The sequence below is a fragment of the Streptomyces sp. NPDC050738 genome (assembly GCF_040654175.1).
In the GTDB taxonomy this organism is placed as follows: Bacteria; Actinomycetota; Actinomycetes; order Streptomycetales; family Streptomycetaceae; genus Streptomyces.
In genome coordinates, this window is the sequence record NZ_JBFAHN010000006.1 from 354237 (window position 1) to 379847 (window position 25611).

The window sequence follows — 25611 nt, forward strand, 5'->3', positions numbered from 1 at the left end:
CAACCGTACCACGACGCGGGGTGGGTCCTTCTCAGCTCTTCTTGGCCGCCTTCTCGGCGTCCGCAGCCCGCTGCAGGGCGTCCTGCAGGGCGGTCTGCGCCTTGCCGTACGCCTCCCAGTCGCCCTTCTTCAGCGCCGCCTGGCCGTCGTCGTACGCCTTCTGTGCATCGGCGATGGCCTGCTTGGCGGTGGCGTCGCCACCGGTGGGCGGAGGCGTGGTGTTGCCGGTGCCCGGTGGTGGCGTGGTGCCCGCACCGTCCACTCCGAAGACCTCGTTCAGCGCCTCACCGAGGGTGTTGGCGAACGCGGTGGTGTCGCCGTCCGGCGAATCGGCGTCCGCATACGAGACGGCCACCTTCTTCAGCAGCGGATAGTGCGAGTTGTTGCCCTGGGCGTACACCGGCTCGACGTACAGGAAACCGCCGTCGAGCGGCACCGTCAGCAGATTTCCGTACTCGATGTCCGAGTCGGCGCCCTTCATGTCACGCACGAAGTTGGCGACCGCCGGCAGACCGTTGAGCTTGTTCTGCACCTGCTCGGGGCCCGGCACCTCGGACGTCACTCTCAGTAGTCTGATCGTGCCGTAGTCGGGGCTCGACGCATCGGCGTCGACCGCCATGAACCCACCGAGGTTCGGTCTGCCGCTCGGGGTGAAGGTCGTGGTCAGCGAGAACTGCTGGCCCTGCGCCTTCTGCCCGGGCATCTTCATCGACAGGTAGTACGGCGGAACGGCCCGATTGTCCTTCGTGGTCGGGTCGTTGGGCACCTGCCAGGCGTCACTGCCGCTGTAGAACTGCTTGGGGTCGGTGACGTGGTAGCGCGTCAGCAGCTCACGCTGGACCTTGAACATGTCCTGCGGGTAGCGCAGATGGGACATCAGATCCGTGGGGATCTCGCTCTTGTCCTTGACCGTGCCGGGGAACGCCTTCATCCAGGTCTTGAGGACCGGGTCCTCGTTGTCCCACTGGTAGAGCTTGACGTCGCCGGTGTACGCGTCGACGGTCGCCTTCACCGAGTTCCGGATGTAGTTGACCTGGTTCTGCTGGGCGACCACCGCACGCTGGTTGTCGGTCAGCGAGTCGGCTGTGGTGTCGCCGAGCGTCGTGCGCGACGCGTACGGGTAGCCGTTGGTCGTTGTATAGGCGTCGACCACCCACTGGATCTTCCCGCCGACCACTGCCGGATAGGCGTCGCCGTCGATGGTGAGCCAGGGGGCCACCGCCTCGACGCGCTGCTTCGGGGTGCGGTTGTAGAGGATTTTCGAACCGTCGCCGATGGCTCCGGAGTAAAGGATCTGGGGCTCACCGAGCGTCACGGCGTACGCCGCACGGTTGAGCGGGTTGGAGAGACTGACCCCGCTCTTGCCTGCGTAGCTGGTGGTCTTCTCGCCGTTGTCCTCGTAGTCGAGTTCCTTCTGCGGACCGCCGACGATCGAGTACTGCGTGGTCTTCTCGCCGTAGTAGATCCGCTGCTGGTACTCGCCGAGGTTGCCGGTGGTCGGCAGACCGGACTCCGTGAAGACCGGCGCACCGTTGGAGTCGGTGGCCGTGCCCTTGGCCGTGATCGCGCCGTAGCCATGGGTGTAGGTGAAGTGGTCGTTGATCCAGTTGTGCTTCTGGATGCCCGCGATGTTCAGCTCGCGCAGGCCGATGACCGTGTCCTGGCCCTTGTAGCGGTCGACGTCCAGGGTCGCCGGGAAGCCGTAGTACTTCCGCTTCTGCTCCAGCTGCTGGAAGGTCGGCGAGACGACGTTGGGGTCTATCAGCCGGTAGCTGGCAGCCAGATCGGCGTCCGCACGCTGCTTGGCGGTGTCCTTCGTGCTGCTCTTGCCCGAGTAGTCCGCGACATCCGTGCCCGCGATGCCGTACGCCTTGCGCGTGGCATCGATGTTCTTCTGGATGTACGGCGCTTCCTTGGCCTGCTCATTGGGCTGGACCGTGAACTTCTGCACGATCGCCGGGTAGAGCCCGCCGATGAGGATCGCCGAGAGCACCATCAGACCGAAGCCGATCATCGGCAGCTGCCAGGTGCGGCGCCACAGCGTCGCGAAGAACAGCAGGGCGCAGATGACGGCGATGCAGAAGAGGATCGTCTTCGCCGGGAGATAGGCGTTGGCGTCCACGTACCGCAGACCCGTCCAGTTGCCGGTGGCCTTGAAGTCACTGGACTTGACCGCCAGTCCGTACCGGTCCAGCCAGTACGCGACGGCCTTGAGCGTGACGAAGACACCGAGCAGCACCGAGAGGTGGCCGGTGGCCGCCGCCGTGGCGCGCGCTCCGGGGCTCGTGACGCGCAGTCCGCCGTACAGGTAGTGCACGAGGGCGGCGGCGATCAGCGAGAGCACGGCGGCCGCGAAGCCGAAGCCGAGCAGGAAGCGGTACCAGGGCAGGTCGAAGGCGTAGAACGACACGTCCAGGTGGAACTGCGGGTCCTTCTGGTCGAAGGACACGCCGTTGACGAACATCAGCCAGGTGCGCCACTGGCCCGACGCGGAAGCACCCGCGATCAGGCCGACGAGCGCGGTGATCCCGAGCAGCAGCCATTTCCTGTACGGCTGGATGCCCATCCGGTAGCGGTCGAGCGACTGCTGCTCCATGGACATCGCGCTGAGCGGCGGCCGCAGCCGGTACGCCAGCCAGATGTTCACGCCGACCGCGGCCGCCATGAGCAGGCCGAAGACGAGGAAGAGCCCGATCTTGGTCCACAGGGTGGTGGTGAAGACCGAGGAATAGTGGACTGAGCGGTACCAGAGCCAGTCGGTCCAGAATCCCGCGAACATGACGAACGCCATGGCCAGTACGGCCAGTACGCCCAGTGTCATGAGCAGGGTCCGGGCGCGCCGGGACGGCCGGCCCACTCTGATCCGTGGCCCGGTCGGGCCTCCGCCGCGGTCCGGCATCTGGAAAGCCAACGTGCGCACCTCGAAGTTCGCGGTCGTGTCGAACGGGCCCCGCGATCGTAGAGCCCACTCATGCAACTTACTGAGGCTTTACTCAGTTCCCGTTGGCGGGGTGGAACAGGGCAGGATATTGACCATGTCCAACACGACCCCCTCAGGGCCCCCGATGGCCGCAAGTCCACTGACCGTCGCAGTGCTCGAAATCGACGAGTACGCATCCGGGCTCGGCTGGGACCAGCCGGCCCGTCTCTTCGCCCTCGTCGACACCGCGAAACTCCGCTCCCAGGAGCCCGGCATCGCCGCCCAGCTCGGCCTCGACACCGACGGACCGGCCCCTGCCGGACTGACCCCGGTGGAGCAGGACGAGATCCCCGCCTCCACCCCGCTCGACGAATTCCTCGGCACGATCGCCTGGCCCGATGCGGTGGCCGGGTGCGCGATGACGGTGGAGCGGCTCATGCTTCCGCCGTCCGCGGAGGCATCCGTACCGGAAGGAATGAACGACGCCCAGCTGGCCGCGTGGGTGGCCAAGCACCCGGAGCGCCAGGAAGTGCGGATGACCGTGGCGGTCCTGCGCAACGGCAAGCGCGAATCGGCGCTGCGGCTGCGCGAGAAGGACTCCCCGAACGACGTCCTCACCGGCGCCGACCTGGTGCCGGGCCTGGCCGAGGCTCTCGCCGCCACTTTCGAGGCGTAACCGCGCGCTCTAGCCTGCCGAGCAGCTCGGCAGGCTGGACGTCTCGCCCGCACGGATCTTGGCGAGCGACTTCGTCGCGTCGTCGATGTTCTTCACCTTCACCAGCTTGAGGCCGGAGGGGGTGTCGGAGGCGGCGTCGGCGCAGTTGTCGCTCGGCGTCAGGAAGTACTGGGCGCCCGCGTTCCGTGCGGCGATCAGCTTCATCTCGATACCGCCGATCGGGCCGACCGCACCCTTGTCGTCGATGGTGCCGGTGCCCGCGATGAACTTGCCGCCCGTCAGTTCACCGGGCGACAGCTTGTCCACGATGCCGAGGGAGAACATCAGACCCGCGCTCGGGCCGCCCACGTCGGCGAGCGAGATGTCGATGGTGAACGGGAACGTGTGGTCGGTGCCGGCCGTGATGCCGACGACCGCACGGCTCTTGCCGGTCTCGGGGTCGGTGGCCTTCTTGGTGGTGATGGCGACCTGCTCGGTCTCCGTCGCCTCCTTGCCCGCCTTCTCCGCCGCGGCTGCCTTCTTCGCCGGGACGATGGTGAACACGACCTTCTCGCCGGGCTCGCGCTTGGTCACCAGCTTCGCGACGTCCTTGGGCTCCTTGACCACCGTGCCGTCGACCGACTTGATGACATCGCCCGCGTGCAGCCTGCCCTCGGCGGGGCTGTCCTTGACGACGGTGGAGACCACGACACGGGACTTCACCGGGATGCCCAGTTCGGTGAGGGCCGAGACCTTGGCGCTCTCCTGGGACTGGCTGAACTCCTCGGCGTTCTCCTGGGTGGACTGCTGTTCCGTCTTGCCGTCCGGGTAGAGCGTGTTGTGCGGCACCACGAGGTTGTCGTGTGCCAGCCAGCCGTAGACCGCCTCGACGAGGTTCATGTTGTAGTCCGCACCGGTGACCCTGACCGTCGTCATGTTGAGATGACCCGAGGTCGGATAGGTCTGGTGGCCGGAAATGCTCAGTACGGGCTGGCCGTTCACTTCACCCAGGGTGTTGACCGTCGGTCCGGGGCTCATCTCCGCGTACGGAACCTTGATGAGCACCCCGGCGCAGAGCAGCGCGATGAGGACGAGGGTGGAGGCGAGCATCGTCGCAGTGCGGCGTGGCATGGAACGACAGTACGGGACGGGTCTGTCAGCGCACCGCTGGGGCCGGTCCGTACGGGGGCTGCGTCAGCTGCTGTGTTCCTTCTCCATCGCCTCACGGAACCGGGCGTATCCGGCCAGTTCGGAGACGTCGCCGGTCGTGCGGTGCCGACCGGCCCAGCTTCCCCATATCGCCGCGCCGACGGCGGCCAGCAAGGGGATCAGCAACCACGAGAGTGCTGCCATTGCGTCCTCCGGGCCCCGTGTGTGCTGAACGTGCTGATCAGCAGATTAACCATCCAGTGGTTCAACGCTCGTTGCTGGGGTCCGGTTACGCAAATCAGCACTCTCCGGCGCCGACCCATTCCTCCGTACCGTCGGAGAACTTCTGGTGCTTCCAGATCGGGACCTCGTGCTTGAGGTCGTCGATCAGCTTGCGGCACGCCTCGAACGCCTCGCCGCGGTGCGGGCAGGAGACGGCGACGACCACGGCCAGGTCGCCCACCGCGAGGTCGCCCACGCGGTGGACCGCGGCCAGCGCCCGTACCGGATAGTCCGCGACGACCTTCTCGGCGACGCGTCGCATCTCCGCCTCGGCCGAGGGGTGGCAGGAGTATCCGAGGGCGTCGACGTCCGCGCCCCCGTCGTGGTTGCGCACGGTGCCGACGAAAAGCGCGGTGCCGCCCGCGGCGTCGTCGCCGACCGCCTGGAAGACCTCGTCGAGGCTCAGCGGGGTGTCGCGGATCGCCAGCAGCCGGATGGGGTCCTGCGCGGCCTGCTCGCCCGGGTGGTCATGGGTGTTCGCCATGGCACCCATCGTGCCGTACGGCACTGACATCGCGGAATGGCGTTTTCGACCGGCCCGCACGTGTCGCGGTTGGAGCCTCCTACCAGCGCCGGCCGGTCAGATGCGCCGGCGCGCCTTTCTGGCCCGCCGCACCACCGCGGCGGCGCCGAGCAGCGCCACCGTCGCGCCTGCCGCACCCGCGGCCGTCGCGTCCTTGCGGCCCAGCCGGCGGCCGGCCACCGTGTGGCGGCCCGCGACCTCGGCGAGGAGTTCGGCGAGAACCTCCTCGTTGGTCCACTGGGGGCGCCAGCCCGCGTCATGGAGGCGGCCGACGCTCACCACCCAGGGGTGCATCGTGTACGCCAGGTCGCCCGCAGGGGAGGGCGTGAGGCCGATCCGGTGCAGCCGGGCCGCGGCTCCGAGCGCGACCGCCGACGGCAGCTCCATGCGGCGGGTCCCGCTGAGCTCCTCGACCTCCTCCTGCTCCAGCCAGCCGTCGCAGCCGACGGCGAACTCGCCGTCGACCTTCTCCAGGACGGCGTACTCCAGGGCGCTCACCAGGTCCTCGACGTGGCAGAACTGCCAGGTGGGGCGGGACCCGGTGACGACCAGCAGGCGCGGCGACTCGAAATAGCGGGTCAGCGCGGTGTCCGTACCGCCGACCAGGACCGCGGGACGTACGACGGTGACGTTGAGGCCCGGGTGGGCGCGGGGGGCGCGGCGGCCCAGGCGCTCGATCTCCAGGAGGTCGCCGACGCCGGTCGCCTCGGCGGTGGCGCGCAGCTCGGCGTCCTCGGAGAGCGGGATGTCGTTGTCCTCGAGCGCCCCGTAGACCATGGCGGAGGTGCACAGGACCACACGGTGGACCCCGGCGGCAGCGGCCGCGGTGAGGACGGTCTGCGTTCCCCGGACGTTGTAGGCCGTACGGGCGGCGGGGTCGGTCTCCAGGTCCAGGTCGAGCGCCAGGTGGACCACCACGTCGGCGCCGCGCAGCTTCTCGGCGATCGCCGGGTCGCGTACGTCCAGGATCTGCCACTGCGCCTCGGAGACATCGCCCCGGCGCTCGTCGATGGCGATGACCTGCTTGATCTCCTCCGAGGCCGCGAGGCGCTCCGTCAGCAGCGCGCCGACGCCGGAAGCGGCGCCGGTGACCGCGACGACGGGCCCCTTGGGCGTGGAGGTTGAGAGGTTTCGCGCTGCGCGAACCTGAGGATCTGGGGAACTCACCGGGCGTCTCCAGCGGTTGTCTTCAGTACGTACGCGAAACGACACGTACGGACCAGGTGGCGTCCATCCTGCCGCAGGCCGTGACTCGGCGGAGCACCGAGCCCGAAAGCCGGGCACGCCCTTACGCTGGTCGTGTAGTCGGGCAAGCCGCTGTCGACCGTCCGGTCGGTGGCCCTACGAGCCGAGGAAACCCGTGAGTGACACCCCATTCGGATTCGGCGTTCCGCCGGAGGAGCCGGAAGACGGCGACGAGGGCAGGAACAAGGGCGGGCAGGGCGGCGACGGTGTTTCCGGACCCGCGAATCCGTTCGGGTTCGGTCCCGGGGCCGGCGGCGACAACCCCTTCGCCGCGATGTTCGGTTCGATGAACCCGAACGACCTGGGCGCAGCCTTCCAGCAGCTCGGCCAGATGCTCTCCTACGAGGGCGGTCCCGTGAACTGGGACATGGCCAAGGACATCGCACGCCAGACGGTCGCCCAGGGCACCGCCGACGGCACCAAGGACGCCAGCGTGGGCCCCGCCGAGAAGTCCGCGGTCGAAGAGGCCGTACGGCTGGCCGACCTGTGGCTGGACGGTGCGACCTCGCTGCCCTCGGGTGCGAGCACGGCCGTGGCCTGGAGCCGCGCCGAGTGGGTCGAGGCGACCCTCCCGGTGTGGAAGGAGCTCGTGGACCCGGTCGCCGAGCGTGTCGGCGCGGCCATGGGCGGCGTACTGCCCGAGGAGATGCAGGCCATGGCGGGCCCGCTGCTCGGCATGATGCGCTCCATGGGCGGCGCGATGTTCGGCCAGCAGATCGGCCAGGCCGTGGGCGTGCTCGCGGGCGAGGTCGTCGGTTCGACCGACATCGGTCTGCCGCTCGGGCCGGCCGGCAAGGCCGCTCTGCTGCCGCTGAACGTGGAGGCGCTCGGCAAGGACCTGGGCATCGACAAGAACGAGGTGCGGCTGTACCTGGCGCTGCGCGAGGCCGCCCACCAGCGGCTCTTCGCCCATGTGCCGTGGCTGCGCTCGCACCTGTTCGGTGCGGTCGAGGGGTACGCACGCGGGATCAAGGTCGACACCAGCAAGCTGGAGGACGTGGTCGGCCAGTTCGACCCGCAGTCCCCCGAGCAGCTGCAGGAGGCTCTCCAGCAGGGCATGTTCCAGCCGGAGGACACCCCCGAGCAGAAGGCGGCGCTGGCCCGGCTGGAGACGGCGCTCGCGCTCGTCGAGGGCTGGGTGGACGCGGTGGTGCACGAGGCCGCGAAGTCCCGGCTGACGTCGGCGGACGCGCTGCGCGAGACGCTGCGCCGGCGCCGTGCGTCCGGTGGTCCCGCCGAGCAGACCTTCGCCACGCTGATCGGCCTGGAACTGCGTCCCCGCAGGCTCCGGGACGCCTCCAGGCTGTGGGCCTCGCTCACGGACGCCCGGGGTGTCGACGGGCGTGACGCGCTCTGGGAGCACCCGGACATGCTGCCGACGGCGACCGACCTGGACGACCCGGACGGCTTCGTCCACCACGAGCAGCTGGACTTCTCGGAGCTGGACAAGATGCTCGGCGAGGCCGCCGACCAGAACCGGCCCAAGAAGGACGGCCCCGACGAGACCGAAGAGGACGACTCCGCGAAGTGACGCTGCACGACGACGCCGCCCTCGTACTGAAGGCGTACGAGGGCACGGCGGAACAGGCAGAGCTGCGCCAGGTCTACCTGGACCATCTCTCCGCGCACCCGGACGGGATGTGGAAGGCCTGCGAGGCCGGGCACCTCACGGCGAGCGCGCTGGTGGTGGACGTGGAGCGCGGTCGCGTTCTGCTCACCCTCCACAAGAAGCTGCAGATGTGGCTCCAAATGGGCGGTCACTGCGAGCCCGGCGACGCGTCGCTGGCCGTCGCGGCGCTGCGCGAGGCGACGGAGGAGTCCGGCATCGAGGGGCTGACGCTGCTGCCCGGCGGCCCTGTCACCCTTGACCGGCATGCGATTCCGGCGCCCTGCAACTGGCATCTGGACGTCCAGTACGCGGCGCTGGCGCCGGCCGGGGCGGTGGAGGCGATCAGCGAGGAGTCGCTGGACCTGCGCTGGTTCGCCTACGACGAGGTGGCGGCCGTGGCCGACGCGTCCGTCGTGCGGCTGGTGGAGCAAACGCGTCGCCGGACGGGTTAGAGAATCAAGCCCGTCCGGCGATCGAAGACGAAGCGCCCACAGGGCGCGCCCCGCTAGCTCCAGGCGTTGCCCTGGTTCTGGCCGCGCGCGCCCTGCTGACCCATGCCGTACTGGGCGGCCAGCCCCTGTCCGATCTGCGCTCCCTGCGGGGGCATCACCTCGGACGGCTGGACGAGCGCGAACCCCTGGCCCAGGAAGCTCAGCTCCCAGCCCTCACCGGTGTTGCCACGCCTGCGCATGACCGACGAGGAGTGGGTCTGCGCCTGCATCTGCACTCGCAGCGAGGCCGACCAGGCGACGACGGCGTCCGCGTCGGCGTTGACGTACTTGTCGGCCGTGACCTGCATCATCAGCGGCTGGCCCGAGGTCATCAGCGCGACCTTGCCCTGGCCGGTGATGTTGAGCTGGTACTTGCCCGAGCCGGAGATCCCGTACTGGCTGTCCACCGCGACGACGGTGTAGCTCAGCGAGGAGTCCATGGCGAGGACGTAGGCGCTGTCCACGACCAGTCCGTCGTGGTCGACGTCCACGACATGGACGTGCTGGGCGAGGTTGGCGAAGTAGACCGTCCCCTGTCCCGAGCAGCGCATCAGGTCGAGGCCCTCACCGGTGACGGCGCGGGCGCGGCCCTGCTGGTTGGAGCGGTACTCGCCGTCGAATTCGACCAGCCCCTGGTAGGCGACCATCGATCCCTTGCGGGCGAGTACGTCGTCGTGCCCGGCCAGCACGACCCGCAGGAGCTGCGGGTTCTGTGCGCTGTACCGGTCCTGGGTCTGCTGTTCCGTATAGCTGAAAAGCGGGCTCTGCATGGTGTGTTCGCTCCCCTCAGCCCCGGGCCCGCAGGCGGTCCGTGCTGTCCTCGCTCGGCTGTACGACGACGATTCCCTCGCCGGAGAAGCCCATCTGGTACGCCTCTCCGCTGCCCCGCCCGATCAGGGAGGACGCCTTGAAGCTGCGCTTGCCCTTCACCTTGAGGTTCGGGGACCAGGCGACGAGCGCGTCCGGGTCGACATACGTCTCGTCGTCGCCGCGGCCGCAGTCGACGACGACCGGTGTGCCGCGCGAGGTGACGGCGACCCAGCCGGTGCCGGACACCTTGACGTTCCACAGGCCCTGGCCCGCGAATTTGGCGAGGCCCTTGACCCGCTCGACGCCCCACTGGAGGGACGCGTCGAGGGCCAGGAGGTTGGTGCCGTTGACGGAGAGGGCGTCGTTGTTGAGGTTGATGACGACGATGTCCGCGCCGTAGTCCGCGAGGTAGAGCAGTCCGTCGCCGGAGCACTTCATCAGAGGTGCGCCCTCGCCGGTGATCCAGTCGCGGGCGATCTGGCGGACGGCGGGCGGATTCGGCTCGTACTGCACGAAGCCCTCGTACGCGACCATCGAACCGGTGCGGGCGAGAAGGTCGTTGCCGGTCTGCATGGCGACCTTGAGCATGGTGCTGCCGTGGTTCTCCATGCGGGCGGCGATCGGGGTCGGGGCGAAGCCCGCGAGTTGCTGCTGTGTCATGACGGGCTCCCTCAGACCTCGTAGGGCTGGACGACGATGAAGTTGCCGGGTGCGCCCCGGAACTGGAGGTTCACGGTCTCGCCGCTGTGCCCCGGATAGGAGTTGCGGCGCAGCCTGACCTGGCTGGAGACGATCACCTGGGATGCCGCCGACCAGGCCACGATGGCGTTGGAGTCGGCGAAGGTGGTGGGGGTGACGGGGAGGACGACCGGGGTGCCGTGCGTCTTGACGATCACCGTCCCCGTGCCCTGGAAGAGCATCGTGAACAGGGCGCCGCCCGGGATGCCGTGGCCCTCGATCCTGCGGACCTCGTGCTGCAGCGTCTCGTCGAAGGCGAGGACGTTCTCGGCGGAGACACAGATGCCGTCGCCCTGGAGCTCGATGGAGTGCAGATGGGCGCTGTTCTCGGCGAAGAAGATCTGCCCCTGGCCCGTGCAGCGCATCAGCTGCATCTCCTGGCCGGTGGCATTGCCGACGATCCGGCCGGCGAAACCGGCGCCCTTGTAGCCGAAGTCGACCTTGCCCTGATACATCACCATGCTGCCCTGGCGGGCGAGGACGGGGGTGGCGTCGGCGCTGAGGTCGGCGCGCATCAGGTAGTGGTTCTGCGCGGTCCAGCGCTGACCGGTGGGCGCCTCTCGGTACTTCTGCAGGGCGACCTGGAGACCTGCGCCCGGCTGACCCTGCCCCTGGGGTGCGGGCTGTCCGTAAGGCGCGGGCTGTCCGTAAGGCGCGGGCTGTCCGTAAGGAGCCGGAGCCTGGCCCGGGACCTGGCCGAACTGCGGCTGCTGGGGCGGCTGCTGGCCGTACGGAGCCGGTGCCGGGACAGGCGGCGGGACCGGCCCTGCCTGGGTCGGCATCGGCGGCATCGGCGCGGCGATGGTCGGCGCGGCGTGCACGGGCGGCGGGCTGTACGGAGCGGGCGCCGGGGCCTGGGGGGCCTGCGGCGGGGCACCGAACGACGGAGCCGGCTGCGGGGGCTGGGCCTGCTGCGGCGGGGCGGCAGGCGCGCCGAACGCGGGGGCCGGGGCTGCGGGAGCGCCGAACGCGGGGGCGCCGAACGCAGGCGCGGCAGCCGGGGGCTGCGCGGCCGGTTCCTCCTCCGCGACTTCACCGCCGAAGTTCTTCAGCAGCGCGTCGAGCCCGCCGTCGAAGCCCTGGCCGATGGCGGCGAAACGCCATACGTCCTTGAGGTAGAAATCGCCCAGCATGACCGCGCGCTCGGTGGTGAACTCCGCACCCGTGAAGGCGTACCGGACGACCTCCTCACCACCCGCGACGATCCGGATGTACCCGGGGCCGACCTGCGACATCTGCCCCGCACCGTCGACTGTCGCGGTGAAGGAGAGCTTGTGGATGCCGGCCGGGATCCGGTCGAGGGTGACGCGGAACGACTCTGTGTCACCGGACTGCGCGCCGAGGAGCTGGATCGACTCCTCGGGCGATTTCGGCTGGTTGAAGAAGATGAAAAACCGGTCGTCGGAGAGCTGTTCATTGGCGTCGAGGCCGAAGCAGCTGATGTCGAAGGTCAGTCCGGGACCGGCGATCTGCACACCTACGTACAGATCCGTCCCCGCTGTGAGGTCACTGATCTTGGCCTTGTGGCCGCGCTGGAATTCCCTGGCCATGCGTAACGACCGTCCCCCATCCGGATGGTGATTGCGTCGCGCCAGGCTAACGGCAAAACCTGAGATCCGGACAAGTGGGGGCGGACCCGGTACAGGGCCGGTACACAATCACGCAGCGTCACTCGCCGCGCGCCGCCGGAAGATGCGGGAGACGGTCGGCGGCGACAACCCCTTCGAGGTAGCCCCGGGCACGCTCGGTGCGCGGATAGGCCTCGAGCAGCTGCCAGAAGCGCGGGCCGTGGCCGGGCACCAGGAGATGGGCCAGCTCATGGACGAGGACGTAGTCCAGGACGTATTCCGGCATGCCCTGCAAGCGGTGGGAGAGCCTGATCGATCCCTCGGCGGGGGTGCAGGAGCCCCAGCGGGTGTTCTGATTGGTCACCCATCGCACCGAGTCGGGCCGTGCCCGGCCTTCGAAATACTGCTCCGACAACCGCTCGGCACGCTCGGTCAGTTCCGCGTCCCCGAGAATGCGTTTGCTCTCCTGGGCGGCAAGTTTGTCGAGCATCACGCCCACCCAGCGCTGTTCCTCCGCCTCCGACATCCGGGCCGGGATCAGCACGATGGTGCGGTCACCCTCCCGGTACGCAGAGACCGTTCTGCTGCGCCGGGCTGATCGGCGGACCTCGACCGCGCTCGTCGCCGAGCCGCGGGGCGGCTGGCTTTTCGCGCTGCGCGGTGGACTTCCGGCGGTGTGCAGTGGGTCGACGGGCACGCCCCGACGTTACCCGCTGTCAGTGGGGGAAGTCCCGCCTCCGGGGCGGTTGGACCGTGATCCATCACGTGCGCGCACCATTTGAACGACTAATACCACAGGCCTGTGGATAACTTTCCGCACTCCTCGCCCGCCTCCTGCATTCTGATCAAACGGGTCCGACGGGGGGATCCGACGAGGACGGAACGGGGGTGGTCCGTGTGCATCCGATGGTGAAGCCGGCGCTGCGGCGCGCATGGCGGGAGAGGGACCGTGTGCAGTTCGGGGTGACACCCGCGCATGCGGTGGTTCTCGGCCCGGTGGACCCGGCGACAGGGTGCCTTCTCGCTCTGCTGGACGGCACACGCGGGCTGGATCTGCTGCGGGAGGAGGCCAGGAAGCTGGATCTGCCGGACGGCCATGTCGACTCGCTGGTCGCCGAGTTGGAGAAGGCGGGTGTGCTGGACGATCCGCCCGGGCACAGTGCGGCGGTCGATGCGCTGAGGAATCGGGACGGCGCACTCGACAGGCTGCGGCCCGATGCGGCGTCCCTCTCCACCGTCCATCCGGAACCGGGCGGCGCACTGGAGCGGCTGGCGGCGCGCCGTGCGGTCCGGGTGCAGGTGCGGGGCGCGGGGCGGGTCGGCGCGGCGATCGCGGCGGTGCTCTCGGCCTCCGGGGTCGGGCACGTCGAGGTGCTGGACGGAGGGCGTACGGAACCGTGGGACATCGCCCCGGGTGGGCTGCCCGAGGAGGCCGTCGGCGAGCGGCGGGATGTCTCGGCCCGGCGATTGGTGCGGCGTGTCGCGCCCGGCGCGCCGCCGCGGGCGGCAAAGACACCGCAGGCCGGTGCAGGGGGTGAGCCAGGACTCGCCCTGGTCGTCGTCGCACCGCGGGACGGCTTCGACGCGTATGTGCCGGATCCTGGCATGGCAGCGGACTGGGTCGCGGCGGGGACACCTCATCTGTACGCGGGGGTGATCGAGGGAACGGGTGTGGTGGGGCCGCTGGTCCTGCCGGGCGGGTCGGCGTGCGCGGGGTGTCTCGCGCTGCAGCGGGCCGACCGTGATCCAGGGTGGCCGCGGATGGTGGCGCAGTGGCGGTCCGGTCGGCGCTCCACTGCGGTGGCCTGTGATCTGGGTCTGGCCACGACGGTGGCCGGACTGGCCTCGGCCCATGCGCTGTCGTATCTCGACGGGGGTCTGCCCGCGACGACGGGATCGAGGTGGGAGGCGTCGCTTCCGCTCCTCGACTGGCGTGCGGCGCGGATCCCGCCGCATCCGGAATGCGGCTGCGGCGCAGCTGGGAACAGCGCTGCTGGGAAGACTGGAGGGGAGCGGGCCTCGGGGGCCGGGGCGCGGCACGCCACAATGGCCGGGTAACCGCCGTACGCACCACGGCAGTCTGGGAAATGGAGGGGCGCATGTCTGATCTTCCCCGGAAGGCGGTCACTCGTACTGCCAAACTGGCCGCCCTCCCCTTGGGCTTCGCCGGCCGTGCCACCTGGGGCCTGGGCAAGCGGATCGGCGGCAAGTCCGCGGAGATCGTGGCGCGCGAGCTGCAGCAGCGCACCGCGGAACAGCTGTTCAAGGTCCTGGGTGAGCTGAAGGGCGGCGCCATGAAGTTCGGGCAGGCGCTCTCCGTCTTCGAGTCGGCACTGCCCGAGGAGGTCGCGGGGCCCTACCGGGCGGCGCTGACCAAGCTGCAGGAGGCGGCTCCGCCGATGCCGACCCGTACGGTCCACTCCGTACTGGAACAGCGGCTCGGCGAGCAGTGGCGGGAGCTGTTCCTGGAGTTCGAGGAGAAGCCCTCGGCCGCCGCCTCGATCGGGCAGGTGCATCGGGCGGTGTGGCATGACGGGCGCGAGGTCGCGGTGAAGGTGCAGTACCCGGGGGCCGGTGAGGCGCTGCTCTCGGATCTCAATCAACTGGCCCGGTTCGCGCGGCTGCTCGGCCCGTTGATCCCGGGCATGGACATCAAGCCGCTCATCGTCGAACTGCGCGACCGGGTGTCGGAGGAGCTGGACTACGCACTGGAGGCGCAGGCCCAGCGGGACCATGCGGCGGAGTTCGCGGGGGACCCCGATGTGATGGTGCCGGATGTGGTGCACCAGGTCGATCAGGTGCTGGTGACGGAGTGGATCGACGGGATACCGCTGGCCGAGATCATCACGGAGGGCACGGAGGAACAGCGCGACAGGGCAGGGCAGTTGCTGGCCGGGTTCCTCTTCTCCGGTCCCGCGCGCACGGGGCTGCTGCACGCCGATCCGCATCCGGGCAACTTCCGGCTGCTGCCGCCGCACGAGGGTGCGGAGGAAGAAGGGTGGCGGCTGGGGGTGCTGGACTTCGGGACGGTGGACCGGCTGCCCGGGGGGCTTCCGACCACGATCGGGGACTCGCTGCGGATGACCATCGAGGGCGATGCGGAGGCGGTGTACGAAATGCTCCGCGACGAGGGGTTCGTGAAGGAGTCCATAGATCTCGACCCGGACGCGGTCCTGGACTATCTGCTGCCGATCATCGAGCCGGCCCAGGCGGAGGAGTTCACCTTCAGCCGCGGCTGGATGCGGGCGCAGGCGGCCAGGATCGCCGATCCCCGCTCCCCCGCCCACCAGTTGGGCAAGCAGCTGAATCTGCCGCCCAGCTATCTGTTGATCCACCGCGTGACGCTGAGCACCATCGGGGTGCTCTGCCAGCTGGGTGCGACGGTGCGGCTGAGGGACGAGCTGGAGACCTGGCTGCCGGGGTTCCTGCCGGAAGAGGCGCCTGAGGCGTGAACGCACCCGTGGGGCCGGCCCTTTCGGACCGGCCCCACGGGAGGCGTATCTCTTGTACCGCATGCCGCTTACTGCACGAGGTACTACTGCATGACGGCCATGGCCAGCGCGCGGCGGGCGCGCTGGGAGGCGCGCTCGGCACGGCGCTGCAGGCGCCGGGCGGACATCAGGCGCAGGGCCCGACGTTCCATCTCGGCTTCACGCAGCCGCTCGTGCATATGTGAACGAGCCATGGCTTCTGGGATGAGTTGCATCTCGAGGGTCCTGTTCTTGCGCGAGGCGGTCGCGCCGATGGTGGTGACGACGGGGGTTGCGGAGCCGGACGGCTCGTTGGCGGAGGTGCTCATGGGGTCCTGCTTCTGAGGTTCGTGTGTGCTGGGTCGGTCGATGGTTCCGGAGCCGGTGAGGTTCATGCCGCGACCGGGTTCTTGCGCGGACGGCCACGGGGACGCTTGCGGGCGACGACGACGCCCTGGACGAAGAGCTCGCCACCCCAGACACCCCACGGCTCGCGACGCTCCTTGGCGCCGGCGAGGCAGGCCTCGACCAGCGGGCAGGTGCCGCAGAGGGCCTTGGCGTACTCGACGTCGGCCGGGGTCTCGGCGAAGAAGACCTCGGGGTCGTACGAACGGCAGGGGACGGGGGCGCCGAGGTTCTCGATGGCGTCGTCGAGAGCGGTGAGCGCGGTGAGCGGAGTCAAGGTGGGGTCCTTCTGGGCGTCAGGGGGCGGGAGTGTCTGGGAGGGCGGTACGGACGGGGCGTGCACTGCCGTCTGCGCTGTGGTCTGCGCTGCGGTCTGCAGGGTGGTCTGCACGGTGGTTTCGTTCCTCGTCTGGTCGTTCCGGTCTGTTTGACCGGAGGTTGCTGGTGGCCCAGAACAAACAAAAGGGCCGCGGATCCCGGGTGGGGTTCCGCGGCCCTGAAGGCGCCTGCCTGACTGAATCAGGCTGGATCACTCCAGGGTTCGAGCCCGCGGAAGGCCCACATCTTGTGGTGGTGCTGTGTCGTCTGCTGCTGCGTCTTGCTTCCGAGTCCGGCACCGGTTGCCGCAAACGCATAGGCCTTGGCCTGTGCCTTCGCTACTGCTGCTTCCGGTGCCTGGGTCGGTCGCTCATTACGCTCCCGGACGGGGAAGCTCGACAGGGCGACAGGGCTGACGGCAGAGATGCCGGACAGACCGGTGGCGCGAAGCGAGGAGCCGAGCGGGCAGGTGGCGACGACCGAGGAATCGGTCATTTTGGTGAAGTCGATGATGATTGCCACTGGTCTCGCCTCCTCTCGGCGTCTCGAGGACCTCGGCCCGGAGGCCTGGTCCCATACGTATATGGGTTAAGTACAGCACGGAGTCAGGGCTTCAGAGAAGACGCTGTTCCCGTGATGAAGAACCTATGGGGGTTCCTGGGGCGTGCGCAAACTATTTTCTCGACGATTTTCCCTCAGTCGTCCTCGGAGCTTTCTCCAAGCTCCTGACCTGCACAGATCGCCAGGACGTCCGAACCGAAACGATCCATCTTGCGGACACCGACTCCGGAGATCATCGTGAGCTCGCCGCCGGTGGACGGCACGGTCTCGGCGATCGCCATCAGTGTCTTGTCCGTGAACACGCAGTATCCGGGCTGTCCCAGCGCCTTCGCCTGGACCGCCCGCCAGTCGCGCAGCCGTTCGTAGAGGCCCTCGTCCATGTCCGAGGGGCAGTCCTCGCAGCGCATCAGTTTCATCTCGCCGCCGTCGTTCAGCGCCTTGCCGCAGACCCGGCAGCGGACGGGGCCGCGCTTCTTGCGGCGCAGGCCCGCGCCCGGGGCCGCGGACTCCGTGCCGGGCGCCGTGGAACCGCCCCGCTCGATGCCACCGCTGCCGCCCGCACTGCGTGCGCCCGATGCCACGGTGCCCGGGCGCAGGCCCGTCAGGAAGCGGCTGGGGCGGCGGGAGGCCCGGCCGCCCGGAGCGCGCGACAGGGACCAGGAGAGCGTGAGGTGCATCCGGGCGCGGGTGACGCCGACGTACAGCAGGCGGCGTTCCTCCTCGATCTGCTCCTCGGTCTTGGCGTACGTGATCGGCAGCATGCCCTCGGTCAGGCCGACCAGGAAGACCGCGTCCCACTCCAGGCCCTTCGCCGCGTGCAGCGAGGCGAGGGTGACGCCCTGCACCGTGGGGGCGTGCTGGGCGGCGGCCCGTTCATCGAGCTCGGCCACGAGGTCGGAGAGCGTCGATCCCGGCTTGGCCTTGGAGAAGTCCGTGGCCAGGCCGACCAGGGCGGCGAGCGACTCCCAGCGGTCGCGGACCGCACCGGAGCCCGCCGGGGCCTTGGCCGTCCAGCCCTTGGTGCCGAGCACGGCCCGCACCTGCGACGCGAGGTCGTCCGCGTCGTCCAGGAGGGAGTCGTTTCCTCCGGCGCGGGCGGCCCCGCGCAGGGCGACGCCTGCCTCACGGACCTCGGGGCGCTCGAAGAAACGCTCGGCGCCGCGCAGTTGGTAGGGCACTCCGGCGTCGGCGAGGGCCGTCTCGTAGACCTGCGACTGGGCGTTGATGCGGTAGAACACCGCGATCTCGGAGGCCGGGACGCCGGAGGCGATCAGGTCGCGGATGCGGCGGGCGGTGGACTCGGCCTCGGCGGGCTCGTCCCCGTACTCGACGTAGGCGGGCGCGGGGCCGGCCTCGCGCTGGGAGACCAGCTCCAGGCGGTGGTCGGCGGCCTTGCCGCGGGCCTGGGAGAGCAGTCCGTTGGCGAGGTGGACGACCTGGGGGGTGGAGCGGTAGTCGCGGATCAGCTTCACGACCGTCGCGCCCGCGTGGCGGGTGCGGAAGTTCAGGAGGTGATCGGGGGTGGCCCCGGTGAAGGAGTAGATCGTCTGGCTGGCGTCCCCGACCACGCAAAGGTTGTCGCGGTCGCCGAGCCACAGTTCCAGGAGCCGCTGCTGGAGCGGGCTGACGTCCTGGTACTCGTCGACCACGAAGTGCTGGTACTGGCTGCGGATCGTCGCCGCGATGTCGTGGCGGTCCTGGAGGATGCCGACCGTCAGGAGCAGGACGTCCTCGAAGTCGATGACTCCGCGGTCGCGCTTCAGCTGTTCGTACGTGGAGTAGATCTGGCTGATTTCCGCCGGGGCCCGGGGGGCGTCACGGGAGGACTTGGCGACCGCCGCCGGGTAGTCGGCAGGGACGGTCTGGGTGACCTTGGCCCACTCGATCTCGGATGTGACATCGCGCAGCTCATTGCGGTCCAGCCGGATCCGGCAGCGCGCCGCCGCCTCGTTGACCAGCTGGACCTTGCGCTCCAGGAGGCGTGGCAGGTCGCCGCCGACCGCCTTGGGCCAGAAGTACTGGAGCTGGCGCAGGGCCGCGGAGTGGAACGTACGCGCCTGGACGCCGCCCGCGCCGAGCTGGCGCAGCCGGCCGCGCATCTCGCCCGCCGCGCGGTTGGTGAAGGTGACGGCCAGCACCGTGCTGGGCTGCAGGATCCCGGCACGCACCCCGTAGGCGATGCGGTGGGTGATGGCGCGGGTCTTGCCCGTGCCCGCGCCCGCCAGGACGCACACCGGCCCGTGCAGGGCCAGGGCGACCTCGCGCTGCTCGGGGTCGAGCCCGTCGAGCACCGCGTCCGCCGAGTCCGGGACCTCGGGGACCTGGGGAGTCTGCGGGAAGAGCGGGGAGTGCGTTGCTGATGTCACCCCGCCATGCTGCCAGGTCGCCGGGGGCGGACGTGAAGCGTTGTCCACAGGGGGCGGGGTTAGTCGTACTGCTGTCGTACCCGTGCGGGAATGGTCACCTGGTCACGTACGTTCTACGCGGTGCGAACACGCGTCGGACGTGGGAGCAGAAGCAGCAGAGGAGCGCGAGACACATGCCGGGCACTGTGACGATGTACAGCACCACGTGGTGCGGCTACTGCCGTCGGCTGAAGGGCCAGATGGACCGCGAGGGCATCGCGTACAACGAGATCAACATCGAGCACGACCCGGACTCGGCCGCGTTCGTCGAGAAGGCGAACGGCGGGAACCAGACGGTTCCGACCCTGCTGATCGTCGGCGACACCGGCGCGGAGTCCGTCATGACCAACCCGTCGCTCGCGCAGGTCAAGCAGGCGCTGAGCGCGTAGCCGCACCGCCGCGGGGCGGGCTCAGGAACAGCGAGCCCGCCCGGCCGCAGGTCAGCCCAGCGGCTTCGGCAGCGGCTTTCCGTACCAGATCTCCACCAGGCGGGCCGCGATCGAGATACCCGCGGGCGGCAGGATCTCGCCGGTCTCGATCGCCGTACGCAGATCCTCGCGCGAGAACCAGCGCGCCTCGCTGATCTCCTCACCGTCCACATTGATCTCGAACGTGGTCGCCCGCGCCATGAAGCCGAGCATCAGCGACGAGGGGAACGGCCACGGCTGGCTGGCGACGTAGCTCACCTCACCGACCACCACCCCGGCCTCCTCGAAGACCTCCCGCGCCACCGACGCCTCGATCGACTCGCCCGGCTCGACGAAGCCCGCCAGGGTCGAGAAGCGCCCTTCCGGCCAGTGCACCTGGCGGCCGAGCAGCGCCCGGTCCTCGTCGTCCGTCACCAGCATGATCACGGCCGGGTCCGTACGCGGATAGTGCTCGGCCCCGCAGGCCTGGCAGCGGCGGATGTGGCCGGCCGCCGCGATGACCGTGCGCTCCCCGCAGCGCGAGCAGAAGCGGTGCAGTCGCTGCCAGTTCTCCAGCGCCACCGCGTGGACCAGCAGCCCGGCGTCTCGCGCGGACAGCAGCAGACCCGCCTCGCGCAGGCCGGCCGCGCGCGCGGGCTGGTCCATGCGGCCGGGCAGGGCGTCCTTCTGCAGCGCGAAGTAGTGGATCCCCTCGGTGTCCGTACCGAGGAAGTAGCGGTGCTCCTCGGTCAGCGGCGCCTCGAAGGACGGCGTCATGACGAGCTCGGTCTGCCCCTCGGCGTTCTCGTCGATGAGGGCCTGCGCGCCGGAGACCACGAAGACCCGGGTGGAGGGGTGGCTCCAGGCCGCCGCGAGCCACGCCTCGTCGAGACGATGGTGTGCGGCGCGGTCGATGCCGCTCAGAGCGGTCAGACCGATGGGCCGGTTCGGGTCTTCGGTGGTGGTGTGGCTGTTGGTGCTCACTTCTGCTTCCAACTCCCCCTCGTGGACTGACTGTTCGATTCGGTGGAGCTCAGTGGAGCGCGGCCGCGAGGTCGCCCCACAGGTGGGCGGTGGTCTCGACGCCCTTGAGGAGCAGGTCGATCTCGACCTTCTCGTTGGGTGCGTGCCAGCCGTCCGACGGTACGGAGATACCCAGGAAGAGCACGGGCGCACCGAGTACGTCCTGGAGATCGGCGGCGGGTCCCGATCCGCCCTCGCGGGTGAAGCGGATCTTGGTGCCGAAGGCGTGTCCCATCGCCCGGACCACCGACTGGAGCGCCGGGTGGTCGAGCGGGGTGAGGCAGGGGCGGGTGCCCGCGCCGAAGGTGATGGTGTGGTCGATTCCGGCGGGGATCTGCTGGGCCGTCCAGTCGGTGACCAACTGCTCGATGCGCGCCGGGTCCTGTCCCGCGACCAGGCGGAACGAGAGCTTCACCATCGCGGACGAGGGGATGATCGTCTTGCCGCCGGGGCCTTGGTAGCCGCCGCCGATGCCGTTGACCTCGGCGGTCGGGCGGGCCCAGATGCGCTCCAGGGTGGTCAGGCCCTTCTCGCCGTGCGGGGCGCGGGACTTCGCGGTGCGCAGCCACTCCGACTCGTCGAAGGGCAGCTCGGAGAAGAGCTTCCGTTCGGCTTCCGTGAGCTCCGCGATCCCGTCGTAGAAACCGGGGACTGCGACGCGCTCGTCGGCGTCGTGCAGGGCTGCGACCAGGCGGGCCGCGGCGGTCGCCGGGTTGGGGACGGCGCCGCCGAAGGAGCCCGAGTGGATGTCCTGGTCGGGGCCGCGGAAGGTGATCTCGCACTCGGCGAGGCCGCGCATGCCGGTGCAGACGGTGGGCGTCGTCTCGGACCACATGCCGGTGTCGGAGACGATCACGACGTCGGCGGCGAGGCGGTCTGCGTGCGCCTCGACCAGGTCGCGGAAGTGCGGGGAGCCGGACTCCTCTTCGCCCTCGATGAGGAGCTTGAGGTTCACGGCGGGGGTCGTGCGGCCGGTGGCGGCGAGGTGGGCGCGGACGCCGAGTGTGTGGAAGAACACCTGCCCCTTGTCGTCCGCGGCGCCGCGTCCGTACATCCGGCCGCCCTTGAGCACGGGCTCGAAGGGGTCGGTGTCCCAGCCGTCCTCGACGGCGGCGGGCTGCACGTCGTGGTGTCCGTAGACCAGGACGGTGGGGGCGGCGGGGTCCTCGGAGGGCCACTCCGCGTAGACCGCGGGGGCGCCGGGCGTATCGAGGATTTCCGTGGTGGGGAAGCCTGTTTCCTTGAGCTTGGCGGCCAGCCAGTCGGCGCTGCGCCGTACGTCCGCGTCGTGGTCCGGCTGGGCGGAGACGGACGGGATGCGCAGCCAGTCGGCGAGATCGTCGAGGAAAGCCGTGCGGTGCGCTTCGATGTACGTACGGACGGCGCTGTCCGGGGTGTCGCTCATGCCATCGAGCCTAACCGGCCGGTGGGGGTGGTTCCGCTGGTGGTTCGCCCAGGGGTTCGCCCAGCAGGATCCGCTCCAGCTCCGCGCGGCCCGGGAGGTGGGCGGGGCGGACCACCTCGCCGCTGCGTACGTAGAGGAACGCGGCGTCCACGGCGGAGAGCGGCAGTCCGTACCGCTCGGCCCAGGCGAGGCGGTAGACCGCCAGCTGGAGGGGGTCCGCCGTGGGGGCGTGATGGGTCTTCCAGTCGACGATCTCGTAGGTGGAAGGTCCTGTGCGGTAGACCGCGTCGATACGGCCCCGGATCACGCGGCCCGCGAGGGTCAGCTGGACGGGGGCCTCGATGCGGAACGGGGTGCGGTGGGCGTACGGGGTGCGCTCGAAGGCGTCCTTGAGCGCGGCGAGGTCGCGCTCGTCCTGGATCTCGGGCTCGTCGTCGTGACCGCCGGGGAGTTCGTCGGGGCCGAGCATCGGGAGAGGGATCTCCTCGAAGCGGGCCTCGACCCAGGCGTGGAAGCGAGTGCCTCTGCGGGCTCCGGGGGCGGGGGGCCGGGGCATGGGGCGGGCCAGCTCCTGGGCGAAGCCGTCCGGGTCTGCGGCGATGTGGAGGAGCTGGGAGGCCGAGAGGGCGGGGGGGACGGGAACGTCCACCGTGGCCCGGCGGGCCCGGCGGAGCTCCTCCGTGAGCGCGTCCAGGTCTCTGTCCCAGGACGTGAGTGTCCTGGTCTCCTCCGGAGTGAGGGGGTCCGTGGGGTGCGGGCGTGCGCCGGGGTCGGGCGTGGTTTGGGCCGAGGCATGTTCCCCTGACCCGCCCCTTCCCGCTGTGACATTTCGCGGCTCCGCCGCGGGCGGAGCTGCGCCTTGGGCCCCGCTTTCGGGGGCTCCGCCCCCGGACCCCCGCTCCTCAATCGCCGGAGGGGCGGAATTTTGCCTGGTTCGGGCTTGATTGTGCGCGCGGGCCAGGTCCTCGTCCGCGTGAGCAGAGGTGTGGTCCTCGTCTCCCACGTCTGGCTCTTCCGTGGGCCAGTCGTCCCAATCCGCGAGGTCCTCCGGGGGCTCCTCCTGGACCGTCGCCACGTCCTCCGGCCGCTCCAGGTACGCCAGCACCAGCGCCGCCGCCGCTCGCCGCCGCGCCGTCGCCGCCTCGTCCAGAGGGAGGGGCCAGGCGTGGTCCTTGGCCGCCTCTTGCAGTGCCGGGTTCTCCTCGTCCTCCTCCGGGGTCTGCGCCCACGCCTCGATCTCGCCGAAGCCCGCCTCGCAGTGGTCGTACAGCGCCATCAGGAAGTCCGAGGGGCCGCGCGGCTTCTTCTGCGTCGGGCCCCACCAGTGCGCCGAGCCGAGCAGCAGGGAGCGCGGGCGCGTGAACGTCACGTAGCCCAGGCGCAGTTCCTCCGTGTGCTGGTGGCTCTTGTTCGCCGCCTTGAACGCCGCGATGCCCTTCGCGTCCCACGCCCCGACCTCGGGGAGTGTCGCCGCGTCGCCGCGCAGTGCGTTCGGCAGCACCTTCGGCTGGGCCGTCCAGCTCTCGCGTGACTGCTCGCTCGGGAATTGCTTCGCCACCAGGCCGGGGACCACCACGACGTCCCACTCCAGGCCCTTGGCCTTGTGCGCCGTGAGGACCTTCACCGTGTTCTCGCCGCCGGGCAGGGCGTTGTCCAGGCCCTTCTCGTACTGGGCCGCCGTCCGCAGAAATCCCAGGAAGGCCAGCAGCGACGCCTCGCCGTCCAGGGACGCGAAGCCCGCCGCTATGTCCAGGAAGTTGGAGAGGGTCTCGCGGCGGCGGGCCGCCAGCGCGTGCGGCGAGGCCGACAGTTCGACCTCCAGGCCGGTCGTGTTGAGGACCCGGTGCAGCACGTCCATCAGCGGGTCCGCCAACGACCGCCTCAGGTCGCGCAGTTCGGCAGCGAGCCGCGCGAAACGCACCCTGGCCTCCACCGAGAAGGGGAGCTTGTCGTCCTCGACGCCGGAGCCGCCCGCGTCCAGGAAGGTGTCCAGCGCGTCCGCCAGGGAGATCACCTCCGACGGGTCCACCCCCTCGACCGCGTCCGCGAGCCGCTGGTCAGGATCGTCGTCGGACCCCGTCTCGTAACGGACCAGCAGGCGCGCCCTGCGGCCGAGCAGCGCCAGGTCGCGCGGCCCGATCCGCCAGCGCGGTCCGGTCAGCAGCCGCACCAGGGACGCGTTGGCGCCCGGGTCCTGGAGCACCTCGCAGTACGCCACGAGGTCGGCGATCTCCGGGAGGTGCAGCAGTCCGGACAGGCCCACGACCTCCACCGGGACGTCCCTGGCGACCAACGCCCCCTGGATCTCCGCGAAATCACCGGCCGTACGGCACAGGACCGCGATCTCGCCCGGCTCCTTGCCCGTACGCACCAGATGGGCGATGGAGTCGGCCGCCCAGTCGATCTCTTCCTCGTGCGTACGGAGCAGGGCGCAGCGCACCATCCCGTCCCGCTCCGCGCCGGGCGCGGCCCGCAGCGCCTCCACGCCGGCGTGCATGGCGCGCAGGGGCGCCGCCAGGTTGTTGGCGAGGTCGAGGAGGCGGCCGCCGCTGCGGCGGTTCTCGCTGAGCGAGAAGCGCACCGCCGGGCGGCCGTCGGCGTACGGGAAGTGCTCGGGGAAGTCGTCGAGGTTGGCCACGGAGGCGCCGCGCCAGCCATAGATAGCCTGGCAGGGGTCGCCCACCGCGGTCACCGCGTGGCCGGTGCCGCCCCCGAACAGGCCCGACAGCAGCAGTCGTTGGGCCACGGACGTGTCCTGGTACTCGTCCAGGAGCACCACCCGGAATTCGTCCCGCAGGATCGTCCCCACCTCGGGCCTGGTCCGTGCCAGTTCCGCCGAGAGCGCGATCTGATCGCCGAAGTCGAGGAGGTCGCGGGACGCTTTGGCCTTGCGATAGCGCTCCACCAGGTCGAGGAGTTCGCCGCGCGCCTCGGCCGCCTCGGGCACTTTGCGCAGGTCGGCGTTGGAGAGTCTGACTCCCTCCAGGGTTTCCAGCAGCGCGGTGTCGTACGCCCTGAGCCGGTCCGGTTCGGCGAGGTGTTCCGACAACTCGCCGTCCAGCGCGAGCAGATCACTCACCAGCGAGATGAAGGACCTGGTCAGCGCGGGGTACGGGCCCGGCGCCTCCCTCAGCACCCGCGCCGCCAGCTGGTAGCGCGTCGCGTCGGCCAGCAGCCTGGCGGTCGGCTCCAGCCCTATGCGCAGCCCGTGGTCGCTCAGCAGCTGCCCGGCGAAGGCGTGGTACGTGGAGATCCGGGGCTCGCCCGGAGGGTTGTCGGGGTCGATCACGTCCGGGTCGGTCACACCCGCGCGCACCAGTGCCTTGCGTACGCGCTCGGCCAGCTCCCCCGCGGCCTTGTTGGTGAAGGTCAGCCCGAGGACCTGTTCGGGCGCCACCTGCCCGGTCCCCACGAGCCACACCACCCGGGCGGCCATCACCGTCGTCTTCCCCGACCCCGCCCCGGCCACGACGACCTGCGGAGCGGGCGGTGCCGTGATGCAGGCCGTCTGCTCCGGGGTGAAAGGGATACCGAGGAGCTCTTTGAGCTGCTCGGGGTCGGTGATACGTGCGGTCACCCCAGTGAGGCTAGCGGTGGCCACTGACAGCCGCGCCGCGACTGCCCGAG

The 25611-nt window shown here is 70.1% G+C and carries 22 protein-coding genes; 6 read left to right on the top strand and 16 right to left on the bottom strand.

Going from position 1 to position 25611, the window contains the following annotated elements:
• Nucleotides 1-31: 31 nt before the first annotated feature.
• Entirely contained in the window at nucleotides 32-2899 is a 2868-nt protein-coding gene (locus AB0H78_RS18620) for a UPF0182 family protein (RefSeq protein WP_363235655.1), read from the bottom strand.
• A 136-nt stretch (nucleotides 2900-3035) separates the two neighbouring features.
• Here AB0H78_RS18620 and AB0H78_RS18625 point away from each other — a divergent pair, with 136 nt between their 5' ends.
• Nucleotides 3036-3596, top strand: coding sequence for a PPA1309 family protein (locus tag AB0H78_RS18625; RefSeq protein ID WP_363235499.1), 561 nt, complete (start codon nucleotides 3036-3038; stop codon nucleotides 3594-3596).
• Nucleotides 3597-3605: 9 nt separating this feature from the next.
• On the opposite strand, the gene AB0H78_RS18630 is transcribed toward AB0H78_RS18625, so the two are convergent.
• The 4 genes from AB0H78_RS18630 to AB0H78_RS18645 all read right to left on the bottom strand — a co-directional run bounded on the left by AB0H78_RS18630 (nucleotide 3606) and on the right by AB0H78_RS18645 (nucleotide 6696).
• Nucleotides 3606-4706, bottom strand: a complete 1101-nt coding sequence (locus AB0H78_RS18630; RefSeq protein WP_363235500.1) for a PDZ domain-containing protein — start codon at nucleotides 4704-4706, stop codon at nucleotides 3606-3608.
• 63 nt (nucleotides 4707-4769) lie between these two features.
• Nucleotides 4770-4928: a hypothetical protein gene (locus tag AB0H78_RS18635; RefSeq protein ID WP_363235501.1), complete on the bottom strand. Its 159-nt coding sequence runs from the start codon at nucleotides 4926-4928 to the stop codon at nucleotides 4770-4772.
• A gap of 94 nt (nucleotides 4929-5022) precedes the next feature.
• The gene (locus AB0H78_RS18640) at nucleotides 5023-5490 is read right to left on the bottom strand and encodes a molybdenum cofactor biosynthesis protein MoaE (RefSeq protein WP_363235502.1); all 468 of its coding nucleotides are present in this window, start codon (nucleotides 5488-5490) and stop codon (nucleotides 5023-5025) included.
• A 96-nt stretch (nucleotides 5491-5586) separates the two neighbouring features.
• Nucleotides 5587-6696 carry an SDR family oxidoreductase gene (locus AB0H78_RS18645; RefSeq protein WP_363235503.1) on the bottom strand — a complete coding sequence of 370 codons (1110 nt, stop codon included), beginning with the start codon at nucleotides 6694-6696 and terminating at the stop codon, nucleotides 5587-5589.
• A 193-nt stretch (nucleotides 6697-6889) separates the two neighbouring features.
• On the opposite strand from AB0H78_RS18645, the gene AB0H78_RS18650 reads away from it, so the two are divergent.
• Together AB0H78_RS18650 and AB0H78_RS18655 are read left to right on the top strand one after the other, a co-directional pair.
• Entirely contained in the window at nucleotides 6890-8305 is a 1416-nt protein-coding gene (locus tag AB0H78_RS18650; protein ID WP_363235504.1) for a zinc-dependent metalloprotease, read from the top strand.
• Nucleotides 8302-8835 carry an NUDIX hydrolase gene (locus AB0H78_RS18655; protein ID WP_363235506.1) on the top strand — a complete coding sequence of 178 codons (534 nt, stop codon included), beginning with the start codon at nucleotides 8302-8304 and terminating at the stop codon, nucleotides 8833-8835. The genes AB0H78_RS18650 and AB0H78_RS18655 overlap by 4 nt, the downstream gene beginning before the upstream one ends.
• A gap of 53 nt (nucleotides 8836-8888) precedes the next feature.
• Here the strand turns inward: AB0H78_RS18655 and AB0H78_RS18660 are convergent, their stop codons facing one another.
• The 4 genes from AB0H78_RS18660 to AB0H78_RS18675 all read right to left on the bottom strand — a co-directional run bounded on the left by AB0H78_RS18660 (nucleotide 8889) and on the right by AB0H78_RS18675 (nucleotide 12687).
• Entirely contained in the window at nucleotides 8889-9644 is a 756-nt protein-coding gene (locus AB0H78_RS18660; RefSeq protein WP_363235507.1) for an AIM24 family protein, read from the bottom strand.
• A gap of 16 nt (nucleotides 9645-9660) precedes the next feature.
• On the bottom strand, nucleotides 9661-10344 hold the full coding sequence (locus AB0H78_RS18665) for an AIM24 family protein (RefSeq protein ID WP_363235508.1): 684 nt from the start codon (nucleotides 10342-10344) through the stop codon (nucleotides 9661-9663).
• 11 nt (nucleotides 10345-10355) lie between these two features.
• Nucleotides 10356-11972, bottom strand: coding sequence for a TerD family protein (locus tag AB0H78_RS18670; RefSeq protein ID WP_363235509.1), 1617 nt, complete (start codon nucleotides 11970-11972; stop codon nucleotides 10356-10358).
• A gap of 118 nt (nucleotides 11973-12090) precedes the next feature.
• Nucleotides 12091-12687 (bottom strand): M48 family metallopeptidase, encoded by a 597-nt coding sequence (locus AB0H78_RS18675; RefSeq protein WP_363235510.1) that lies wholly within the window; start codon nucleotides 12685-12687, stop codon nucleotides 12091-12093.
• 200 nt (nucleotides 12688-12887) lie between these two features.
• Between AB0H78_RS18675 and AB0H78_RS18680 the strand changes: the two genes are divergently transcribed.
• Both AB0H78_RS18680 and AB0H78_RS18685 read left to right on the top strand, forming a co-directional pair.
• Nucleotides 12888-14048: a ThiF family adenylyltransferase gene (locus AB0H78_RS18680; protein WP_363235512.1), complete on the top strand. Its 1161-nt coding sequence runs from the start codon at nucleotides 12888-12890 to the stop codon at nucleotides 14046-14048.
• Between the two features lie 41 nt (nucleotides 14049-14089).
• Nucleotides 14090-15442, top strand: coding sequence for an AarF/ABC1/UbiB kinase family protein (locus tag AB0H78_RS18685; protein WP_363235513.1), 1353 nt, complete (start codon nucleotides 14090-14092; stop codon nucleotides 15440-15442).
• Between the two features lie 83 nt (nucleotides 15443-15525).
• On the opposite strand, the gene AB0H78_RS18690 is transcribed toward AB0H78_RS18685, so the two are convergent.
• The 4 genes from AB0H78_RS18690 to AB0H78_RS18705 form a co-directional block, all read right to left on the bottom strand.
• Nucleotides 15526-15855: a hypothetical protein gene (locus tag AB0H78_RS18690; RefSeq protein WP_363235514.1), complete on the bottom strand. Its 330-nt coding sequence runs from the start codon at nucleotides 15853-15855 to the stop codon at nucleotides 15526-15528.
• Nucleotides 15852-16208, bottom strand: a complete 357-nt coding sequence (locus AB0H78_RS18695) for a WhiB family transcriptional regulator (RefSeq protein WP_363235656.1) — start codon at nucleotides 16206-16208, stop codon at nucleotides 15852-15854. Before AB0H78_RS18695 ends, AB0H78_RS18690 begins: the two co-directional genes overlap by 4 nt.
• A 176-nt stretch (nucleotides 16209-16384) precedes the next feature.
• The gene (locus AB0H78_RS18700) at nucleotides 16385-16705 is read right to left on the bottom strand and encodes a hypothetical protein (protein WP_363235515.1); all 321 of its coding nucleotides are present in this window, start codon (nucleotides 16703-16705) and stop codon (nucleotides 16385-16387) included.
• A gap of 173 nt (nucleotides 16706-16878) precedes the next feature.
• Complete coding sequence (locus AB0H78_RS18705) at nucleotides 16879-19110, bottom strand: ATP-dependent DNA helicase UvrD2 (RefSeq protein ID WP_363235516.1); 2232 nt, start codon at nucleotides 19108-19110, stop codon at nucleotides 16879-16881.
• 173 nt (nucleotides 19111-19283) lie between these two features.
• Between AB0H78_RS18705 and AB0H78_RS18710 the strand changes: the two genes are divergently transcribed.
• Nucleotides 19284-19538 (top strand): glutaredoxin domain-containing protein, encoded by a 255-nt coding sequence (locus AB0H78_RS18710; RefSeq protein ID WP_363235517.1) that lies wholly within the window; start codon nucleotides 19284-19286, stop codon nucleotides 19536-19538.
• A gap of 51 nt (nucleotides 19539-19589) precedes the next feature.
• Here the strand turns inward: AB0H78_RS18710 and nudC are convergent, their stop codons facing one another.
• Genes nudC through AB0H78_RS18725 form a run of 3 tightly spaced genes read right to left on the bottom strand, consistent with a single transcriptional unit; the run spans nucleotide 19590 to nucleotide 25561 of the window.
• Nucleotides 19590-20540 carry an NAD(+) diphosphatase gene (gene nudC / locus AB0H78_RS18715; RefSeq protein WP_363235518.1) on the bottom strand — a complete coding sequence of 317 codons (951 nt, stop codon included), beginning with the start codon at nucleotides 20538-20540 and terminating at the stop codon, nucleotides 19590-19592.
• Between the two features lie 49 nt (nucleotides 20541-20589).
• On the bottom strand, nucleotides 20590-21984 hold the full coding sequence (locus AB0H78_RS18720; protein ID WP_363235519.1) for a dipeptidase: 1395 nt from the start codon (nucleotides 21982-21984) through the stop codon (nucleotides 20590-20592).
• Nucleotides 21985-21994: 10 nt separating this feature from the next.
• Nucleotides 21995-25561, bottom strand: a complete 3567-nt coding sequence (locus tag AB0H78_RS18725; RefSeq protein ID WP_363235520.1) for a UvrD-helicase domain-containing protein — start codon at nucleotides 25559-25561, stop codon at nucleotides 21995-21997.
• Nucleotides 25562-25611 lie beyond the last annotated feature (50 nt).

Excerpts from the sequence above, each read along its gene's own strand:
- AB0H78_RS18685 (WP_363235513.1), top strand. The coding sequence starts at position 14,090 with ATGTCTGATCTTCCCCGGAAGGCGGTCACTCGTACTGCCAAACTGGCC.
- AB0H78_RS18625 (WP_363235499.1), top strand. The coding sequence starts at position 3,036 with ATGTCCAACACGACCCCCTCAGGGCCCCCGATGGCCGCAAGTCCACTG.
- AB0H78_RS18720 (WP_363235519.1), bottom strand. The coding sequence starts at position 21,984 with ATGAGCGACACCCCGGACAGCGCCGTCCGTACGTACATCGAAGCGCAC.
- AB0H78_RS18620 (WP_363235655.1), bottom strand. The coding sequence starts at position 2,899 with ATGCCGGACCGCGGCGGAGGCCCGACCGGGCCACGGATCAGAGTGGGC.
- AB0H78_RS18690 (WP_363235514.1), bottom strand. The coding sequence starts at position 15,855 with ATGAACCTCACCGGCTCCGGAACCATCGACCGACCCAGCACACACGAA.
- AB0H78_RS18640 (WP_363235502.1), bottom strand. The coding sequence starts at position 5,490 with ATGGCGAACACCCATGACCACCCGGGCGAGCAGGCCGCGCAGGACCCC.
- AB0H78_RS18710 (WP_363235517.1), top strand. The coding sequence starts at position 19,284 with ATGCCGGGCACTGTGACGATGTACAGCACCACGTGGTGCGGCTACTGC.
- AB0H78_RS18660 (WP_363235507.1), bottom strand. The coding sequence starts at position 9,644 with ATGCAGAGCCCGCTTTTCAGCTATACGGAACAGCAGACCCAGGACCGG.
- AB0H78_RS18630 (WP_363235500.1), bottom strand. The coding sequence starts at position 4,706 with ATGCCACGCCGCACTGCGACGATGCTCGCCTCCACCCTCGTCCTCATC.
- AB0H78_RS18635 (WP_363235501.1), bottom strand. The coding sequence starts at position 4,928 with ATGGCAGCACTCTCGTGGTTGCTGATCCCCTTGCTGGCCGCCGTCGGC.
- AB0H78_RS18665 (WP_363235508.1), bottom strand. The coding sequence starts at position 10,344 with ATGACACAGCAGCAACTCGCGGGCTTCGCCCCGACCCCGATCGCCGCC.
- AB0H78_RS18670 (WP_363235509.1), bottom strand. The coding sequence starts at position 11,972 with ATGGCCAGGGAATTCCAGCGCGGCCACAAGGCCAAGATCAGTGACCTC.